Below are 16,895 nucleotides of genomic sequence, written 5' to 3' on the forward strand. Positions count from 1 at the left end.
GCCCGTGCTTGGTTAAAACGCTTAAGCTACAGTGTGCACTTTCACTTTTGCCACAACAGCCTCTAAAGTATCTAGGAAGACGGTTGTTGGGGCGGGGCAAGGCGGCACGCCGCCGGTGTTGCTTACAGTAAAGGAACAGTGCGTAATGGCTGACGAGAATAATTTCTCGAGTGTGCGCTTCTTGACGGTGTCGGAAGTGGCCGCAGTCATGCGCGTGTCCAAGATGACCGTTTACCGCTTGGTGCATTCGGGCGAGATGCCCGCCGTGCGCTTCGGACGTTCCTACCGGGTGCCCGAATCAGCCGTGGAGGAGTACCTGCGCGGCGCCGTGATCGACCGGGAGACCGGGACCGCCTGACGCTCCGGTGCGGGCCTGCTGCTAGCCGGCGGTCAATGCCGGGGGCGCAGAGGCGGTACCCTGTTAAGGAACGTTTTACGTCATCGTCGAAAACCGTGAGTTGGCGTGTGCCCCGCCGGGCGCCGGCAGCTTGCGAAACTATCAGTGAATGAGGGACTCGTGGGTTCAGTTATTAAGAAGCGCCGCAAGCGTATGGCCAAGAAGAAGCACCGTAAGCTGCTTCGCAAGACCCGTCACCAGCGCCGCAACAAGAAGTAGGACCGACAACCGGTTCCCAAGCTTCCAAGGTCCGCCAGGAAACTGGCGGGCCTTGTGCCGTTAACCGGCCCGTTCATGCCGTTCGGCGGGTTGGGCGTGGGTTGGGGCGGGACGGGCTGTGCCGGCCGTTACGCCGCCGGCCGGCGGAACCAATTGACGCCGCGCCAGAGCCCGTAGGCCGCGCCGGCCCCCGTGGCGGCCTTCAGGCCCACCGTGGCCGCCCGCCGGCCGCTCCTGAAGTCATAGACCGGCCAGTTGTTCTGCCGGGCGTGCCGGCGCAGCCTCATGTCCGGGTTGATGCCCACCGGGTTGCCCACCAGGGTCAGCAGTGGGACGTCGTTGTATGAGTCGCTGTAGGCCCAGCAGCGCGCGAGGTCCAGGCCCTGGCGGATGGCCAGCTCCTCGACCGCAACAGCCTTGGCCGGCCCGTGCAGGATGTCCCCGATGAGCCGTCCGGTGTAGGCACCGTCTTCGATTTCGCCCACCGTGCCCAAGGCGCCGGTCAGGCCAAGCCGGTCCGCGATGACGGCGGCCACTTCGACCGGCGTGGCCGTCACCAGCCAGACCTTGCGGCCCACCCGCAGGTGCTGGTCCGCCAGCGCCCTGGTTCCGGGCCAGATCTTGGAGGCGATGACTTCGTCGTAGACCTCGTCGCCCAGTTGTTTGACGTCGTCGCTCATCAGGCCGGTGGCCAGGGCCAGCGCCGTGTCACGGATGGACTGGATGTCCTTGAGGTTTTCTCCCCGCATCAGGAAGCGGGCCTGTTTGAAGCCGAAGCCGGCAGCGTCGCGCATCCGGAAGGCGCCGCGCTGGTACATCTTGCGGGCCACGTGGAACAGGCTGGCCCCGCGCATCAGGGTGTTGTCGACGTCGAAAAATGCCGCTTCCGTCCCCGGGTCGGCGGAGACCGAGGCGCGCTGTGCATGGCCGGCGGCGGTCTTGGGCATGCTTCGAGTCTAACGAGGCGCCGGGAATTGTCCGGGAATTGTCCGTTCGCCGCCGGTGGCGGCTACCGTGGAAGGCATGAGTGGATCCGACGCCGGCCGCGCGCACGAACTGGTGCTGCTGACCAAACCCGGCTGCCATCTGTGCCAGGCGGCACGAGAGACTGTCGGGAGTGTTGCGGGGGAGCTCGGTCTCGCCTGGGAGGAGAAGAACATCCTCGAGGACCCCGAGTTGGAGCGGCGCTTCGCCGAAGAGATCCCCGTGGTCATGATCGACGGCGTCCAGCGGGACTTCTGGCACATTGATCCGGACCGGCTGAGACGGCTGCTCACACAGTAGTTCGAGGCCGACAGGCCCGCGTCATCGGAGTTGGAGAGCGGCGCGGGGCAGCTTAATCTTGGGGGGACACTAGCCTGCGGTTGGACAGCCGCCGGCGGCACCCAGGACCCGGACCGGCTGGACACAGCAGGATCGGAGCCCCGCAGCAGGCATCGGAGCGACAACAGTGACCCACCTCCCGGATACCGAGGCGGCCAGGCCATCCGGCAACGAGATCCCGCCGGCCGCCCTCGCACGCCTGACCATCTACCTCCGGGCCCTGAATTCGCTGGTGTCTGAAGGCACGGAACGCATATCGTCCGAGCAATTGGCCGAATCCGCCGGCGTCAGCCCGCCCACCCTGCGCAAGGACCTCTCCTACCTCGGCTCGTTCGGCACCCGCGGCGTGGGCTACGACGTACGGCTGGTCGGCCAGGAGATTGCCGCGGCTCTGGGGCTCACCCAGGACTGGAAAGTCGCGATCGTCGGCATCGGCAACCTGGGCAGGGCGTTGGCCGGCTACTCCGGATTTACCACCAAGGGCTTCGGGGTCGTGGCGCTCTTCGACGCAGACCCGCAGGTTATCGGGTCGGAGGTCGCTGGGATGCGCGTCAGCCCGATCGCTGACCTGGAACCCGTCCTGCGGCAAACCGGCGCCAACATGGCGGTCCTGGCCGTGCCAGCGGGCGCGGCGCAGGGACTCTGCGACCGGCTCGTCGAAGCCGGCGTGACGAGCATTCTCAGCTTTGCGCCCGCGGTGCTGCAGGTCCCGCCATCCGTGCAGCTGCGCAAGGTGGACATGGCCACCGAACTGCAGATCCTGGCCTACCACGCGCAACGGGCGCAGGCGACGGAGCATAGCTGAGCAGCGGCGCCCCGCCGCCGGCGGACGTCAAGCGGCCGTCAAACGGCCGGAACCGCTCTGCTCAGCGGCCGTAGATGCCGAACTTGTGCGCTTTGGTGGCCTGGAAGAACCTGTTCGACGCCGGCATGAACAGCAGCACGATCGCCGCGATGCCCAGCAGCACCGACAAGGTGCCGAACCAGATGTTGAAAAGTCCGAACAGCGACAGCGCAGCGAATACCGTGCCGGTGATCCTGGCCCAGTTCTTGCCTGCCTTCACGCCGAAGGCCACCATCAGGTACAGCCCGACGGCGATCACCGCGGTGATGACGATAAACACTCCTGCAGTGCCGCTCATCATCTCCGCCAGCTCCGCGTCGGTGAACTGGCCGCCCTGCTCGCCCAGGGCTTCGCGGACCGCCGGGTCGTTGAGCACCATCGCCATGGTGCCGTCCAGGTTCGCCAGTTCGGTCAGCATTTCGATGGCGGTCAGCACGGCGGCAGCGATGATCAGCCAGAAGGCGATCATGACTTCGCGCGGCGCCGTGGGCTTGGCGGTGGCCTGCGCCTGCCCGCCGGGGTAGCCGTACTGGCCGGGCACGGCGCTCTGGTAGCCGTAAGGCTGTTGCCCGTACTGCTGACCGTACGGGGACTGGCCCTGCTGGCCCTGCCCGTAGGGCTGCTGTCCGGGCTGTCCGTACTGCGGCGGGTTCTGCCCGTACTGTCCGTACTGGGGGGCGTTTTGCCCGTACGGAGGCTGATCCGAGCCGGGCTGCTGGGGCGCGTTCTGGCCGTACTGCGGCAGGTTCTGCCCGTACCGGGGCTGCTCCTGGCCTCCGGGCCGGCCTTCCCCGTCACCGGGCTGGTTCGGTTCGTTTTCTGGGGTGCTCATGGCCGGTTCCTTTTCATCTCATCCACACGGGTCGCACGTCTGCGCCGGCCAGCCTGCGCGCCGGCCGCAGAGGTGCTTGGCAGCTGTTAATGCAACACTACAATGCAGGCCTGCGCCGTGTCGGTCGGCCTGAAGGATGATTTTCAGCCTCGCGGCCCGCCCCGGCCCGCCTCGGCCCGCCTCGGCCCGCCCCGCGGCCAGCCCCCGCCAGCCAAGCCGCCGGAGGTGCACGCCCGCCGGCGGTATGCCGGGGCTTTTGGGCAAACACCGGCGGTTTGAGACACTTGTACCCATGCCCGAAGCTACCGTCCACCTGCTCCGCCACGGCGAGGTCCACAACCCCGACCGCGTGCTTTACGGCAGGCTGCCGAGCTTCAGGCTGTCCGCCCTGGGCCAGGAAATGGCCGAGTGTGCCGCCGGCTACTTTTCAGAACGCCGCGACGACGGCGCCACCATCAGTTACCTGGTGGCCTCGCCGCTGACCCGGGCACAGGAAACCGCCGCCCCGACCGCCAAGGCGCTCGGCCTCGAGATCGTTACCGACGAGCGGATCATCGAAGCCGAGAATCACTTCGAGGGCTTGGCGGACATCCGCTCGCACCTGAACCAGCCCCGGCACTGGCCGCACCTCTACAATCCATTCCGGCCGTCCTGGGGGGAGCCGTACGCGGCGCAGGCCACCCGGATGCGCAAGGCCATCGACGACGCCCGCCGGATCGCGGTAGAACGCGGCGGCGAGGGCGCCGAGGCGGTCCTGGTCAGTCACCAGTTGCCCATCTGGGTGACCCGGCTGGCCTGCGAGGGCAAACGGCTCTGGCACGATCCCCGCCGCCGCCAGTGCACGCTGGCCTCGGTGACTTCCCTGGAGTTCGACGACGGCCGCCTCACCGCGGTGCGTTATGCCGAGCCGTGCGCCCACCTCCTGCCCGGTGCGGCGAACCTGCCCGGAGCATAATAGAATTACTACGCGTTGTAGAAGTGGGATACCCCCAACCCCACGAAGAAAAGTGTGACTGTGACTGCCGATAACCCCCGTTTGTTCAATCGCCGTACCGCCTTCAAAGTCGGTGCGGGGCTGCTGGGCGCCCTCTCGCTCGCCGCCTGTTCCGCCGAGGACCCGTTGGCCCAGCAGGCCAACGCGGGCGACAACAAGAACTACATTGCCGGCGACGGGTCGGTCACCGAGTACGCGCCCGAGTCGCGCGGCGAACCCGTCCAGCTGACCGCCAAGCTCTTCGACGGCACCACCGTCGATGCAGCCGACTGGGCCGGACAGGTGACGGTTCTCAACTTCTGGTACGCCTCCTGCGCGCCGTGCCGGCTGGAAGCTCCGGACCTGCAGGCGCTCAGCGAGGAATTCGCCGACGGCGCCCGGTTCTACGGGGTCAACATCCGGGACGAGCGCCCCACGGCGGAGGCATTCGAGCGCAACTTCGGGGTGACGTATCCCAGCTTCATGGACAAGAACGGCGACGTCCTGCTGGCGATGACCGCCTATGTGCCACCGCAGGCCGTACCCACCACGCTGGTGCTGGACAAGGAAGGCCGCGTCGCCGCCCGGATCCTGGGCGTTGCGGACAAGGGCACCCTCAGGGCCCTGATTAAAGACTCAGTGGCCGCCTAGCAATGGGGTGGGCGACGGCCGCGCTGCCGATGACTTTGGGCGGCGCTTTTGGCGACACGGTGTTGAACGGCTCCGTGCTGCTGGCAATCCCCGTGGCCATGCTGGCCGGGCTGGTCTCCTTCCTGTCCCCGTGCGTGCTGCCGCTGGTTCCCGGCTACCTGGGCTACGTCACCGGCCTGACGGGCGTGGACCTCGAACGCCAGCGCCGCGGCCGGATGTTCGCCGGCATTGGGCTGTTCGTGTTGGGGTTTTCCGTCGTCTTCGTGATTATCGGGGCGATCTTCGGCCAGCTCGGTGCCTGGTTGAAGGGCAGCGACGCCGGCTGGGTCACCCAGGTGCTGGGCGTCGTCGTCGTCGCCATGGGCATCATCTTCATGGGCGGCCTGTCCTACTTCCAGCGGGACCGCAAGATCCAGTCGCGTCCGCCGGCCGGGTTGTGGGGAGCGCCGGTGCTCGGCATGACGTTCGGGCTGGGATGGGCGCCCTGCATCGGCCCGACCTTTTCCGCCGTGCAGGCGCTGGCCTACTCGGGCGGCGCCGATGCGGCCAAGGGCGCGTTCCTGGCCTTCGTTTACTGCCTGGGCCTGGGGATCCCGTTCCTGCTGATCGCCCTCGGCGTGCGGCGGGGGATGGGCGCCATGGCGTTCTTCCGCCAGCACCGGTTGTTCCTGCAGCGGGCCGGCGGCGCCATGCTGGTGGTTTTGGGCCTGCTGATGGCCAGCGGGCTCTGGGGAGACTGGGTGACGCAATTGCAGGACTGGTTTGCAAATGAAGTGAGGCTCCCGATCTGATGAGTCAGACACCCGACGGCGCTGGGCGCCATGACGAAGCCGATGCCCCCGCAGCGGCCGGACCGGGCACGGGCGGCGGCGGCCGGGCCGTGAAGGACCCTCAGTCCGCCAAAGACCGGAAGCGCAGCCGCGACCGGGACGACGTCGCCGTCCCCGCGCTCGGTTTCGCCGGCATGCTGCGCTGGGCGTGGACCCAGCTGACGAGCATGCGCACCGCGCTGTTCCTGCTGCTGCTGCTGGCCGTGGCCGCGGTGCCCGGCTCGCTGTTCCCGCAGCGCCCGGCCAACCCCGCCGTCGTGACCCAGTACATTGCGGACAACCCGGAGGTCGGGCCGTGGCTGGACCGCTTCCAGCTCTTCGACGTGTACTCCTCGGTGTGGTTCTCCGCCATCTACCTACTCCTCTTCCTGTCGCTGATCGGCTGCGTCATCCCGCGCGCCATCCAGCACTACAAGGCCATGCGGTCGCAGCCGCCCAGGACTCCCCGCCGGCTGTCCCGACTGCCCGAGTACGGGTCCATGGCGGTCCCCGCGGAAGCCGGCGTCTCCGCGCGCGCTGCCGTGGAGGACGCCGCCCGCTTGCTGAAGCGCCGCGGTTACCGGGTGGATGTGCGCGATGCGGCCACCGACCGGCCCTCCGTGGGAGCGGAGCGCGGCTTCGGCAAGGAAATCGGCAACCTGGTCTTCCATACCTCGCTGATCGGCGTGCTGGTGTCCGTCGCCGTGGGCGGACAGTTCGGCTACACCGGCCAGCGGATCCTGGTCGAGGGCGAAACGTTCGTGAATTCGCTCATCGGCTACGACAACTTCAATCCGGGAACCGGGTTCACCGAGGACCGGCTGGAGCCCTTCTCCATGCGCCTCGACGAGTTCGAGGTGGTCTTCGACCGGGAATCGCCGACCCACTACGGCCAGCCGCTCGATTTCACCGCCACGCTGACCGTGCGCGGCGAGCCGGGGGCACCCGAGGAACAGCAGGTGCTGAAAATCAACCACCCGCTGACCATCGGCGGAACGAACGTGTACCTCATGGGCAACGGCTATGCGCCGGTGGTGACCATCCGGGACGGCGAGGGCAACATCGCCCACCAGGGCCCCGTCGTCGCCATTCCGAACGACGGCGCCTACACCTCCACCCTGGTGATCAAGGTGCCGGACGCGCAGCCGGAACAGCTGGGCTTCGTCGGGTTCTTCCTGCCGACCGCGATGGAGGGCGAAGACGGGGTGGCCTACGGCAGCGACCCGGATCCCATGAACCCCCGGCTGTACCTGAACTCCTACTACGGCGACCTCGGCCTGGACAACGGCGATCCCAAGAACGTCTACGTCCTGGACACCACCGAGCTGACCGTCCTCAACGACCGCAACCAGGACGACGGCGGCATCGAACTCGCCGCCTACGAAACCGCGGAATTGCCCAACGGAATGGGGAGCGTCACGTTCGACGGCCTCGTCCGCTATGCCGCGCTGGACATCCACCACGATCCCGGCAAGGTCGGCGCCCTCGTGTTCTCCTCGCTGGCCCTGGCCGGTCTGGGCGCCTCCCTCTTCATCGGCCGCCGCCGCGTATGGGTGCGTGCCGGCGCCCACGAGGACGGCCGCACCATGGTCGAGTGGGGCCTGCTGGCCCGCGGCGAGGACCACCGGCTGGCCCCGGAAGCGGCCGCCATCAGCAACCTCTTCCGCACCCAGTGGCTGACGGATGCCGCCCCCAGGGCGCACAATAGCAAGAGCGCCGCCGGCGTTGACAACTCCTAAGGACATCTCTTCCCATGCCCACGATTGACCAGACCATGGCCCAGTACAGCGAGCTGTTCATCCTGCTCGGCGCGATGGCCTTCACCGTCGCCTTTATCGCCTTTTGCTGGGACCTGGCCACGTCCAGCAAGACCATCAAGGCGGTAGAAGACCGGCTGGCTGCCGGGCACGCCGCGGCCGACCAGGGCGTGTTGGTCGGCGCCGCCGGTGCGGCGTCCGGGGCTGCCGGCGCGAAGGCCGCCGGCGGCGCAGGAAGCGCAGGAGTCGGCGTCGAAATGGCCGCCGACTCGATGAACTACGGCAAGGAACGCCGTGCGGCCGCCCGGATCGGCGTGGCTCTGAGCGTGCTGGCCACCGTCATCCTGGCGGCCGGCGTGGTGGCCCGGGGAATAGCCGCCCACCGCGTGCCGTGGGGCAACATGTACGAGTTCTGCACCACGGGTGCGCTGATGGTGGCGGTGGTGTACCTGATTGCGCTGACCCGCAAGGACCTGCGCTTCCTCGGATCGTTCGTGATCGGCCTTGTGGTCATCATGCTCATCGCCGCGTCCGTCGGCTTCCCGACGCCGGTGGCCCACCTCGTGCCCGCCCTGCAGAGCTACTGGCTGATCATCCACGTCTCGGTCGCCGTGCTGGCCTCGGCGCTGTTCACGTTGACTTTCGCCATGTCCGTGCTGCAGCTCGTGCAGGCGAAACGCGAGGTCCGCGGCCGCGCCGGCAAGGCGGACAAGCTGGCGTTCATGCGGCTCGCTCCCTCGGCGCTGACGCTGGAGAATGCCGCCTACCGGCTCAACGCCGTGGGCTTCGTGTTCTGGACCTTCACGCTCGTGCTCGGGGCAATCTGGGCGGAGCAGGCCTGGGGCCGCTACTGGGGTTGGGACACCAAGGAAGTGTGGACCTTCGTCATATGGGTGGTGTACGCCGGTTACCTCCACGCCCGCGCCACCCGTGGCTGGACCGGTACCCGAGCCGCCTGGCTGTCCATCGTCGGTTACCTGTGCGTGGTCTTCAACTTCACGATCGTCAACGTCTTCTTCGCCGGCCTGCACAGCTACGCGGGGGTCTAGGACAGGTCGGCAGGATCGACCGAAGCGCGCAGCCGCGAATCATAGAAGGCCCGCCGCCCCATCGGGGCGGCGGGCCTTCTTCGGGTCCGGGAACTCACGGGAGCCGGACGCGGGCGTTTAGGCCGCCGGTCGTTTAGCGGGGACCGTTGTCCGGGTCGTCTTCGCTCAGCTGGCGGTCGTCATGGGCCGCGGGCTTGTCCTCGCCGCCGTGCTTGGGTTCCTCGCCCTTCTTGAGTTCCTGTTCCTTCCGGTTCAGTTCCTCTTCGCGCTGCTTGGCGCGGCGCTGCGCATCAAGCGTGCGCAGGAAGGCAATGTCGTCGTCCGGGGCCGCAGGGCGGGGCGCCTGCTGGGGTTGCCGGCCGCCCGCACGGGGGCGTCCCCACACGAACCACATCAGGGCTCCGATCAGGGGCACCAGGATGATCGTGAGGATCCATCCCGGTTTTGAGATGCTGCGAACCTCATGCGGCCGCGACCGGATGCACTCGATGAGGGCATAGATCACCACCGCGAGGGCCAGTACCGCGAGCAGGACATAGAGACGGACCATGAATCAATTGTAGGTGAGCGTTAAGCTCCGGGCTGATGAATCTTGGTACCGGCCGGTCGATCTCGCGGGCAGCGTAAACTTGAGGCGTGGCTTTTTGGAAATTCAGCGCCCTGCGTCTCGGCATCATGGCCGTCATCTTTGTTATCTGCCTGTTCTTGAGGCTGGGTGTTGTCTACTCGGCCATCGCCGCCGCGATCATGGGTTGGTGCATCACGTACCTGTTCTTCCGCAAGATGAGGGACGAAGCGGGGGCGGCACTGGCCCGCCGTTTCTCCAGCGGCGTCAAGGCACCGAGGACCTCCACGGAAATTTCGGACGCGCTGGCCGAGGACGCGGCCGTCGACGAGCACGGCGAACTGAGCGTGGATTCCTCCCGCAAGCCGCGGGATGCGGAGCGGAAGCCGCACGGCACCCGGCCCGGGGACCAGGGCTGACCCAGCCTCAGACTGGGCGGCCCGGCGGCACGGCCCCGGCGACCGGCTACATCAGCCGGCTCAGCACCACGCCCAGCGCGAAGGCGGTGGCGAACCCGAGATTGATCAGCCCGGTCTGCTTGAGTACCGGGATGAGGCTCTCGCGCTTCTTGCCCTTGAGCATCAGCCAGCTCGGCGTCAGGCACGCCGGTACCAGCAGCAGCACCAGCAGGATCCACGGGAAGTCGTAGACCATGATGAGCGGCAGCAGGAGGGCCACCGCGAGCATCATGACGTAGCTGACGCGCGCCGCCTCGTCGCCCATCCGCACGGCCAGCGTCAGTTTCCCCACCTCGCGGTCCGTGGGGATGTCACGGACGTTGTTGGCCATCAGCAGTGCCGTCGCGATCAGGCCGGTCCCGACCGCGCCGAGGAAGGACGGCCAGCTGACCTGCAGGGCCTGCGTGTAGGTGGTCCCCATGGTGGCCACAATGCCGAAGAACAGGAACACGTACACTTCGCCCAGCCCCCGGTAGCCGTAGGGGTTGTTGCCGCCGGTGTATCCCCAGGCGGCAATCACGCAGCCCACGCCAACCAGCAGCAGCGGCCAGGTCTGCGACAGGATGATCAGCGCGAGCCCCGCCACCATGGCCAGCCCAAAGCTGGCGAACGCGGCGGCCTTCACCGCTTTCGGTTTGGCCAGCCCGGACCCGGTCAACCGCAGCGGGCCCACCCGCACGTCATCGGTGCCGCGGACGCCGTCCGAATAGTCGTTCGCGTAATTTACGCCCACCTGGAACAGGACCGCGATGAGCGCGGCGAGGAGGGCATGCAGCGGCCGGAAGGACCCCAAATCGTAGGCCGCCGCGCTGCCGACGATCACCGGAGCGACCGCCATCGGAAGGGTGCGGGGCCGTGCCCCTTCGAGCCATTGCCCGGCTGTAGCCACTGTGGAAAATCCTTACCTGTGGGGGTTTCGTGCATCGTTGGCTGCGGGCAGCCGCAGCACCGGTCTATTCTCGCCCATGGAAGCGGACGGGCCGTGCAGCCGGCGGCGCAGGAGTGCCGGATGTCATACGGACGGCGGTTTCCCGCCGCGGGGCACGCCGTCTTGCCCGGCGGCATCCGCCGCCGAACGGAGCAGGATGTCCGCCACGGCCAGCCGGTCCGGCTTGCCGTTGGGCAGCAGCGGGAGCGCTTCCAGGCGCACCACGTGGCGCGGGACGGCGGGCCCGCCCAGCGCCTCGTGGACCCGGGCCCTGATCTCCTTCTCCGCGGCGGAGCCCACGACCGCGGCGCACACCTTGGTGCCCCACTCGGGATCGTTGATGCCCGCCACCAGCGCGGCCTGGACGTCCGGCAGTCCTTCAATCACCTCGGCGACGGCCGCCGCGGACACCTTGACGCCACCGGTGATCAGCACGTCGTCCGCGCGCCCGATCACGGTGAGCGCACCGGCGTCGTCCATCTCCCCAAGGTCCTCGGTGCGGAACCAGCGGGTGCCGCCGGACGCGCTGAAACGGGCGGCCGTGAGCTGCGGGTTGTCCAGGTAACCGCCGGCCACCACGTCGCCGCCGATCAGCACCCGGCCGCGATCCAGCCGCAGGGTGACCCCTTCGAGCGGCACGCCGTCGTACACGCAGCCGCCGCAGGTCTCGCTCATGCCGTACGTGCGCACAATCTTCAGCGAATGTTTGGCAGCCTCCGACCGCAGCGCCTCCGGCATCCGGGCGCCGCCCAGCAGGATGGCATCGAACCGGCGCAGCGCCTTGAGCGTGTCGGGCTCCGCGGCGGTGAGCAGCCGGTGCAGCTGGGTAGGCACCAGCGAGGTGATCCGGAACCGGTCGGTCAGGGCGGCTGCCGCATCGGTGAACGCGTGGGCCGTGAACCCGCCGGACAGATCCATGGCCCAGGGCCGGGTGCCGGCGTAGAGCGAGCGGACCAGTACCTGCAGGCCGGCGACGTAGTTCGGCGCGAGCGTCAGCAGCCACTGCCCCTCGCCGCCCAGCCGCAAGGCCGTGCCCATCGACGACGCGGCCAGCGCATCGATCCCGAGCATGGTGGCCTTGGGCGTGCCGGTGGAACCCGAGGTCCGGACGACGGCGGCGGTCCCGGGAACCAGCCCGGGCGAGGACACCGGCAGCGGGGTGCCGTCCGATGCGAGTTCGACGGCGGGGCCCTCGCCGCCCAGCGCCGCGGTCAGCGCTGTCAGCGCCGGCTGGATGTCCATGCCGCCCACCCTAGAAGTAGTAGGGGAAAGACGACCAGTCCGGGTCGCGCTTGGCCAGGAAAGCTTCCTTGCCTTCGACCGCCTCGTCCGTCATGTATGCCAGGCGGGTGGCTTCGCCGGCGAAGACCTGCTGGCCGGCCAGGCCGTCGTCGGCCAGGTTGAACGCGAACTTCAACATCCGGATGGCCTGCGGGGACTGCCGGGCGATGTCCGCCGCGTATTCCAGCGCCACCTCCTCGAGCCGCTCGTGGTCCACGGCCTCGTTGACGGCGCCCATCCGGACCATGTCCTCGGCGGAGTACTCGCGCGCCAGGAAGAAGATCTCGCGGGCGGCCTTCTGGCCGATCTGTCGGGCCAGCAGCGCCGAGCCGTAGCCGGCGTCGAAGCTGCCGACGGTGGCATCGGTCTGCTTGAACTTGCCGTGCTGCCGGGAGGCGATGGTCAGGTCGGACACCACGTGCAGGGAGTGTCCGCCGCCCGCGGCCCAGCCATTGACGACGGCGATGACCACCTTGGGCATGGTGCGCATCAACCGCTGGACTTCCAAAATGTGCAGCCGGCCGGCGCGGGCCGGGTCGATGAATTCCGCCGACTCGCCGGCCGCGTTCTCCACCGGATACCGGTAGCCGTCGCGGCCGCGGATGCGCTGGTCGCCGCCGGAGCAGAACGAGTGGCCGCCGTCCTTGGGCGAGGGGCCGTTGCCGGTCAGGAGCACGGTGGCCACGTCCGGCGTCATCCTGGCGTGGTCCATGGCGCGGTAAAGCTCGTCCACGGTGCCCGGGCGGAAGGCATTGCGCACGTCCGGCCGGTTGAAGGCGATGCGCACCGCCGGCAGGTCGCGGACCACCTTGCCGCTTAGGTCGCGCTCCACCTGGCGGTGGTAGGTCATGTCCTGGAAGTCGAAGCCTTCCACCACGCGCCAACGCATCGGGTCGAAGAGGTCGGAAACCTTCTCCGGCAAGGCAGGCTGCGCCGGGGCGCCGGTGCTGCCGGCAGTGGTTTTGGCGGTACTGGCTGGGGCGGGGCTCTCGGAAGTCACCCTTCGAGTTTATCGTTGCCGTCCCGCGGGCTGGGCCGGGAGCACCCCCTCTACTAAGCTGTTCGAGACTACCGACTCCTTCCGAAAGAGCGACTGTGGGCCATCACTTTGAAATAGTCCGGCACGTCAACGCACCGGTCGACGCCGTATGGCGCGTGATCACGGACATCCCCGGGTCCGCGCGGACGCTGAGCTCCGTCACACGCGTTGAGATCCTGACGCCCGGCGACTACGCCGAGGGCTTCCGTTGGCGCGAAACCCGCAAGATGATGGGCAAGGAAGGCACCGAGGAGATGTGGGTGGCGGAGGTCAATGCGCCGGCGTCGACGACGGTCAAGGCATCATCGAACGGCGCCGACTACACCACGAGGTTTACGCTCGCGCCGGCGGACGGCGGCACCCGGCTGGCCATGTTCTTCGGTGCCGAGCTGGAGAATCCGGGAAAGCTCTCCAAGCTGATGATGGCGCTCTTCGGAAAGCTGGGACTGCGCATGGCGCGCAAGCAGATGGTCAAAGACCTGGAAGAGATTGCCGCCAAGGCCGAGGGCCGGGACGAAACCGCCCGTTGAGCCGGCCGGGTTCCGTCGGAGGCACTGCCGGTGAACGTACACGTCATGGCAGTTGACCAGCCCCCGGCCGCGTGGGATTCTTTATAGAACGGTCGGTCGGTAATTTCAGTCGTCTGCGGCAGCCGAAGCGACCGCTCATCGTCATCGTTGAACGATCAAGCGCGAGGGATTATTTCTATGGCTGAGGCATTCCTGATTGGCGGGGCGCGGACCCCGGTTGGCCGCTACGGAGGGGCACTGTCGGCAGTCCGTCCCGACGACCTGGCGGCGCTGGTCGTCAAGGAAGCCGTGGTCCGGGCAGGCATCGATCCGGATGCCGTCGAGGAGGTCATCCTCGGCAACGCCAACGGAGCGGGCGAGGAAAACCGCAACGTGGCCCGCATGGCTTGGCTGCTGGCCGGCTATGGCGACCACGTCCCCGGCATCACCGTTAACCGGCTGTGTGCCTCCGGCCTGAGCGCCATCATCCAGGCGTCGCACATGATCAAGGCGGGCGCAGCGGACATCGTCATCGCGGGCGGCGTGGAATCCATGAGCCGCGCGCCGTGGGTGCAGGAAAAACCGGCAAAGGCCTTCGCCAAGCCGGGCGAAATCTTCGACACCTCCATCGGCTGGCGGTTCGTCAACCAGCGTTTCGCCAAGGGCGACCTCAGCCGCGGCGGCAAGATGACCTACTCCATGCCGGAGACCGCCGAGGAAGTCGCCGATGTCTACGGCATTTCCCGCGAGGACGCCGACGCGTTCGCCGTGCAGTCCCACGAGCGCGCCATCGCGGCCATCGAGGCCGGCCGGCTCAAGGACGAAATCGTACCGGTGACGATCAAGGGGCGGAAGGGCGACACCGTCGTCGACACCGACGAGGGACCCCGCCCCGGCACCACCCTCGAGGTCCTGGCCGGACTCCGCTCCATCATCAAGCCCGACGGCGTGGTCACCGCGGGCAACTCCAGTTCACTCAACGACGGGGCCTCGGCCATCGTCATCGCCTCCGAGGCCGCCATCAACAAGTTCGGCCTCACCCCGCGCGCCCGCATTGTCGACGGCGCATCGGCCGGCGTCGCACCGGAGATCATGGGCATCGGACCGGTGCCGGCCACCCAAAAGGTGCTGGACCGCGCCGGCTGGAGCGTCGACGACCTGGGCGCCGTTGAACTCAACGAAGCCTTCGCCACCCAGTCGCTCGCGGTGCTGCGCGACCTGAAGCTGGACCAGTCAATCGTGAACAACGACGGCGGTGCCATCGCCTTGGGACACCCGCTCGGTTCCAGCGGATCCCGCCTGGTGGTGACCCTCCTGGGCCGGATGGAGCGCGAAGGCGCGCAGCGCGGCCTGGCCACCATGTGCGTGGGCGTCGGCCAGGGCACCTCCATGATCGTTGAGCGGGTCTGATGCTCTTCGACGACTACTCCTTCAGCACGCTGCGGCTGGACGAGCGGGAGGACCGCGTCCACCTGGCGTTGAACCGTCCCGAAGTCCGCAACGCCATCGACCAGGCCATGGTCGACGAACTGCATGCCGTGTGCGCCGTCCTGGAACGCGCACCGCGGATCTTGATCCTGTCCGGCACCGAAGTCAACGGCAAGGGGATTTTCGCCTCCGGGGCGGACATCTCCCAGCTGCGCGAGCGCCGCCGCGACGATGCGCTGGCCGGGATCAATTCCACGGTATTCCACCGCATCGCACAGCTGCCCATGCCGGTCATCGCGGCCCTCGATGGCTTCGCACTGGGCGGGGGAGCGGAGCTGGCCTACGCGGCCGACTTCCGCATCGCCACGCCTTCGGTGAAGATCGGGCAGCCCGAGGTCGGCCTGGGAATCATGGCTGCGGCGGGCGCCACCTGGCGCCTGAAGGAACTGGTGGGAGAGCCGCTGGCCAAGGAAATCCTGTTGGCCGGCCGCATCCTGGACGCAGAAGAAGCGCTGGCGGCCCGCCTCGTCACCGAAATCCACGAGCCGGCCGGGCTCATCGACGCCGCGCATGCGCTGGCCGACCGGATCGGCAAGCAGGATCCGCTGGCCGTGCGCATCACCAAGTCGGTGTTCCATACCCCGCGCGAGGCGCACCCGATGATCGATACCATCGCCCAGGGCATCCTGTTCGAGTCGCAGGCGAAGTTCGACCGGATGCAGTCATTCCTGGACAAAAGCGCAGCCAAGAGCGCAGCCCGCAGTACCGCAATGCCGGCGGCCGCCGCACCGGGCGGGGACGCCGTCCGAAGCCCGGCCGTAGAGCAGGAAGGATCGAAGTGAGCGAGATAAATTCCGTGCAGACCATTCCCAACAACGTGGGTGTCCTCGGTGGCGGGCGCATGGGCGCGGGCATCGCCCACGCGTTCCTGACGGCCGGAGCCGACGTCGTCGTGGTGGAGCGCGACGAGGCCGCCGCCGAGGCGGCCCGCGGGCGCGTGACCGCGGCGCTGGCCAAGAGCGTGGAGCGGGGCACGACCACTGAGCCCCTGGATGCGCTCAAGTCCCGGCTGTCGGTCTCCGTCGACTACGGTTCGTTCGCCGCGTGCGGGCTGGTCGTGGAAGCGGTGCCGGAGGACTTCGAGCTGAAGGCCACCGCGCTGAAGGCCGTCGAGGCCCAGCTGTCCCCGACGGCATGGCTGGCGACGAACACGTCCTCGCTGTCCATCACCAAGCTGGCCGACCAGTTGCAGCGCCCGGCGAGCTTCTGCGGCCTGCACTTTTTCAACCCGGTTCCGGCGTCGCAGCTGGTCGAAGTGGTACTGGCCCCGAAGACGTCGGAAGAGCTCGCCGCCGCCTCCAGAAGCTGGGTCGAGGCGCTGGGGAAGACCGCCGTCGTCGTCAACGACGCGCCGGGGTTCGCCTCCTCGCGGCTGGGGGTGGCCATCGCGCTGGAAGCCATGCGCATGGTGGAAGAGGGCGTGGCATCCGCGGCGGACATCGACGCCGCGATGGTGCTGGGCTATAAGCACCCGGTCGGCCCGCTCAAGACCACCGACATCGTGGGGCTGGATGTCCGCCTCGGCATTGCCGAGTACCTCCACTCCACAATCGGGGATCGATTTGCCCCGCCGCAGATCCTTCGCGACAAGGTGGCCCGCGGCGAACTCGGCCGCAAGTCCGGCAAGGGTTTCTTCGACTGGGAGGACTAGCCGCCGCGGCGGTCGGCCCGTCCGTGGGACAGGCCCCGTCTAAACATGGACCCTGACAGCTGCAGCCCGGCCACGTGCCGGGCTGCAGCTGTCAGGGGCAGCAGCATGTCACTCCGGCGCCC

At 68.1% G+C, this 16,895-nt stretch carries 20 protein-coding genes; 14 read left to right on the forward strand and 6 right to left on the reverse strand.

The annotated features are described in order from the left end of the window. Positions 1-145 precede the first annotated feature (145 nt). Together AC5RUK_RS05960 and AC5RUK_RS05965 are read left to right on the forward strand one after the other, a co-directional pair. Positions 146-358, forward strand: a complete 213-nt coding sequence (locus tag AC5RUK_RS05960) for a helix-turn-helix domain-containing protein (protein WP_493978048.1) — start codon at positions 146-148, stop codon at positions 356-358. A 159-nt stretch (positions 359-517) separates the two neighbouring features. Further along, positions 518-616 carry a 30S ribosomal protein bS22 gene (locus AC5RUK_RS05965; RefSeq protein WP_003792170.1) on the forward strand — a complete coding sequence of 33 codons (99 nt, stop codon included), beginning with the start codon at positions 518-520 and terminating at the stop codon, positions 614-616. Positions 617-744: 128 nt separating this feature from the next. Here the strand turns inward: AC5RUK_RS05965 and AC5RUK_RS05970 are convergent, their stop codons facing one another. After that, on the reverse strand, positions 745-1,563 hold the full coding sequence (locus AC5RUK_RS05970; protein ID WP_494151637.1) for an HAD family hydrolase: 819 nt from the start codon (positions 1,561-1,563) through the stop codon (positions 745-747). A gap of 76 nt (positions 1,564-1,639) precedes the next feature. On the opposite strand from AC5RUK_RS05970, the gene AC5RUK_RS05975 reads away from it, so the two are divergent. Together AC5RUK_RS05975 and AC5RUK_RS05980 are read left to right on the forward strand one after the other, a co-directional pair. After that, on the forward strand, positions 1,640-1,900 hold the full coding sequence (locus AC5RUK_RS05975; RefSeq protein ID WP_493989509.1) for a glutaredoxin family protein: 261 nt from the start codon (positions 1,640-1,642) through the stop codon (positions 1,898-1,900). Positions 1,901-2,066: 166 nt separating this feature from the next. Further along, positions 2,067-2,744, forward strand: coding sequence for a redox-sensing transcriptional repressor Rex (locus AC5RUK_RS05980; protein WP_493989508.1), 678 nt, complete (start codon positions 2,067-2,069; stop codon positions 2,742-2,744). Between the two features lie 61 nt (positions 2,745-2,805). Here the strand turns inward: AC5RUK_RS05980 and AC5RUK_RS05985 are convergent, their stop codons facing one another. Further along, positions 2,806-3,615, reverse strand: a complete 810-nt coding sequence (locus AC5RUK_RS05985; protein ID WP_494151638.1) for a hypothetical protein — start codon at positions 3,613-3,615, stop codon at positions 2,806-2,808. Between the two features lie 292 nt (positions 3,616-3,907). Between AC5RUK_RS05985 and AC5RUK_RS05990 the strand changes: the two genes are divergently transcribed. The 5 genes from AC5RUK_RS05990 (at position 3,908) to ccsB (ending at position 8,854) form a co-directional block, all read left to right on the forward strand. Next, positions 3,908-4,570 (forward strand): histidine phosphatase family protein, encoded by a 663-nt coding sequence (locus tag AC5RUK_RS05990; RefSeq protein WP_493989506.1) that lies wholly within the window; start codon positions 3,908-3,910, stop codon positions 4,568-4,570. A 54-nt stretch (positions 4,571-4,624) separates the two neighbouring features. After that, the gene (locus AC5RUK_RS05995; protein ID WP_493989505.1) at positions 4,625-5,239 is read left to right on the forward strand and encodes a TlpA family protein disulfide reductase; all 615 of its coding nucleotides are present in this window, start codon (positions 4,625-4,627) and stop codon (positions 5,237-5,239) included. Positions 5,240-5,241: 2 nt separating this feature from the next. Further along, on the forward strand, positions 5,242-6,030 hold the full coding sequence (locus AC5RUK_RS06000; RefSeq protein ID WP_493989504.1) for a cytochrome c biogenesis CcdA family protein: 789 nt from the start codon (positions 5,242-5,244) through the stop codon (positions 6,028-6,030). A 173-nt stretch (positions 6,031-6,203) separates the two neighbouring features. Continuing rightward, entirely contained in the window at positions 6,204-7,787 is a 1,584-nt protein-coding gene (gene resB / locus AC5RUK_RS06005) for a cytochrome c biogenesis protein ResB (protein WP_494151915.1), read from the forward strand. Between the two features lie 14 nt (positions 7,788-7,801). Next, positions 7,802-8,854, forward strand: coding sequence for a c-type cytochrome biogenesis protein CcsB (ccsB, locus tag AC5RUK_RS06010; RefSeq protein ID WP_493989502.1), 1,053 nt, complete (start codon positions 7,802-7,804; stop codon positions 8,852-8,854). 133 nt (positions 8,855-8,987) lie between these two features. On the opposite strand, the gene AC5RUK_RS06015 is transcribed toward ccsB, so the two are convergent. Next, positions 8,988-9,404, reverse strand: coding sequence for a PLD nuclease N-terminal domain-containing protein (locus AC5RUK_RS06015; protein WP_493989501.1), 417 nt, complete (start codon positions 9,402-9,404; stop codon positions 8,988-8,990). Positions 9,405-9,490: 86 nt separating this feature from the next. Here AC5RUK_RS06015 and AC5RUK_RS06020 point away from each other — a divergent pair, with 86 nt between their 5' ends. Next, positions 9,491-9,838, forward strand: coding sequence for a DUF4229 domain-containing protein (locus tag AC5RUK_RS06020; RefSeq protein WP_493989500.1), 348 nt, complete (start codon positions 9,491-9,493; stop codon positions 9,836-9,838). A 46-nt stretch (positions 9,839-9,884) separates the two neighbouring features. Here AC5RUK_RS06020 and AC5RUK_RS06025 read toward each other — a convergent pair whose 3' ends face one another. The 3 genes from AC5RUK_RS06025 to AC5RUK_RS06035 form a co-directional block, all read right to left on the reverse strand. Next, on the reverse strand, positions 9,885-10,766 hold the full coding sequence (locus AC5RUK_RS06025; RefSeq protein WP_494107553.1) for a 1,4-dihydroxy-2-naphthoate polyprenyltransferase: 882 nt from the start codon (positions 10,764-10,766) through the stop codon (positions 9,885-9,887). A gap of 123 nt (positions 10,767-10,889) precedes the next feature. Continuing rightward, entirely contained in the window at positions 10,890-12,047 is a 1,158-nt protein-coding gene (locus tag AC5RUK_RS06030; protein ID WP_494151639.1) for an AMP-binding protein, read from the reverse strand. A 10-nt stretch (positions 12,048-12,057) separates the two neighbouring features. Beyond that, the gene (locus AC5RUK_RS06035) at positions 12,058-12,975 is read right to left on the reverse strand and encodes a 1,4-dihydroxy-2-naphthoyl-CoA synthase (protein WP_493989648.1); all 918 of its coding nucleotides are present in this window, start codon (positions 12,973-12,975) and stop codon (positions 12,058-12,060) included. Positions 12,976-13,181: 206 nt separating this feature from the next. Here AC5RUK_RS06035 and AC5RUK_RS06040 point away from each other — a divergent pair, with 206 nt between their 5' ends. The 4 genes from AC5RUK_RS06040 to AC5RUK_RS06055 all read left to right on the forward strand — a co-directional run bounded on the left by AC5RUK_RS06040 (position 13,182) and on the right by AC5RUK_RS06055 (position 16,773). Next, the gene (locus AC5RUK_RS06040; protein ID WP_494151640.1) at positions 13,182-13,655 is read left to right on the forward strand and encodes an SRPBCC family protein; all 474 of its coding nucleotides are present in this window, start codon (positions 13,182-13,184) and stop codon (positions 13,653-13,655) included. 177 nt (positions 13,656-13,832) lie between these two features. Beyond that, a complete protein-coding gene (locus AC5RUK_RS06045) occupies positions 13,833-15,044 on the forward strand; it encodes a thiolase family protein (protein ID WP_493989497.1) in 1,212 nt (403 codons plus the stop codon). Further along, complete coding sequence (locus tag AC5RUK_RS06050) at positions 15,044-15,904, forward strand: enoyl-CoA hydratase/isomerase family protein (RefSeq protein ID WP_494107556.1); 861 nt, start codon at positions 15,044-15,046, stop codon at positions 15,902-15,904. The genes AC5RUK_RS06045 and AC5RUK_RS06050 overlap by 1 nt, the downstream gene beginning before the upstream one ends. After that, positions 15,901-16,773 carry a 3-hydroxyacyl-CoA dehydrogenase family protein gene (locus AC5RUK_RS06055; protein WP_494151641.1) on the forward strand — a complete coding sequence of 291 codons (873 nt, stop codon included), beginning with the start codon at positions 15,901-15,903 and terminating at the stop codon, positions 16,771-16,773. The genes AC5RUK_RS06050 and AC5RUK_RS06055 overlap by 4 nt, the downstream gene beginning before the upstream one ends. Positions 16,774-16,895 lie beyond the last annotated feature (122 nt).

Source organism: Arthrobacter sp. Y3223065, assembly GCF_059090885.1.

What these genes read in the sequence shown, in the direction of transcription:
- AC5RUK_RS05960 (WP_493978048.1), top strand. Translation starts at nt 146, where the DNA reads ATGGCTGACGAGAATAATTTCTCGAGTGTGCGCTTCTTGACGGTGTCG.
- AC5RUK_RS05970 (WP_494151637.1), bottom strand. Translation starts at nt 1,563, where the DNA reads ATGCCCAAGACCGCCGCCGGCCATGCACAGCGCGCCTCGGTCTCCGCC.
- AC5RUK_RS05975 (WP_493989509.1), top strand. Translation starts at nt 1,640, where the DNA reads ATGAGTGGATCCGACGCCGGCCGCGCGCACGAACTGGTGCTGCTGACC.
- AC5RUK_RS05985 (WP_494151638.1), bottom strand. Translation starts at nt 3,615, where the DNA reads ATGAGCACCCCAGAAAACGAACCGAACCAGCCCGGTGACGGGGAAGGC.
- AC5RUK_RS05990 (WP_493989506.1), top strand. Translation starts at nt 3,908, where the DNA reads ATGCCCGAAGCTACCGTCCACCTGCTCCGCCACGGCGAGGTCCACAAC.
- AC5RUK_RS06000 (WP_493989504.1), top strand. Translation starts at nt 5,242, where the DNA reads ATGGGGTGGGCGACGGCCGCGCTGCCGATGACTTTGGGCGGCGCTTTT.
- resB (WP_494151915.1), top strand. Translation starts at nt 6,204, where the DNA reads ATGCTGCGCTGGGCGTGGACCCAGCTGACGAGCATGCGCACCGCGCTG.
- ccsB (WP_493989502.1), top strand. Translation starts at nt 7,802, where the DNA reads ATGCCCACGATTGACCAGACCATGGCCCAGTACAGCGAGCTGTTCATC.
- AC5RUK_RS06015 (WP_493989501.1), bottom strand. Translation starts at nt 9,404, where the DNA reads ATGGTCCGTCTCTATGTCCTGCTCGCGGTACTGGCCCTCGCGGTGGTG.
- AC5RUK_RS06030 (WP_494151639.1), bottom strand. Translation starts at nt 12,047, where the DNA reads ATGGACATCCAGCCGGCGCTGACAGCGCTGACCGCGGCGCTGGGCGGC.
- AC5RUK_RS06035 (WP_493989648.1), bottom strand. Translation starts at nt 12,975, where the DNA reads ATGCGTTGGCGCGTGGTGGAAGGCTTCGACTTCCAGGACATGACCTAC.
- AC5RUK_RS06045 (WP_493989497.1), top strand. Translation starts at nt 13,833, where the DNA reads ATGGCTGAGGCATTCCTGATTGGCGGGGCGCGGACCCCGGTTGGCCGC.
- AC5RUK_RS06050 (WP_494107556.1), top strand. Translation starts at nt 15,044, where the DNA reads ATGCTCTTCGACGACTACTCCTTCAGCACGCTGCGGCTGGACGAGCGG.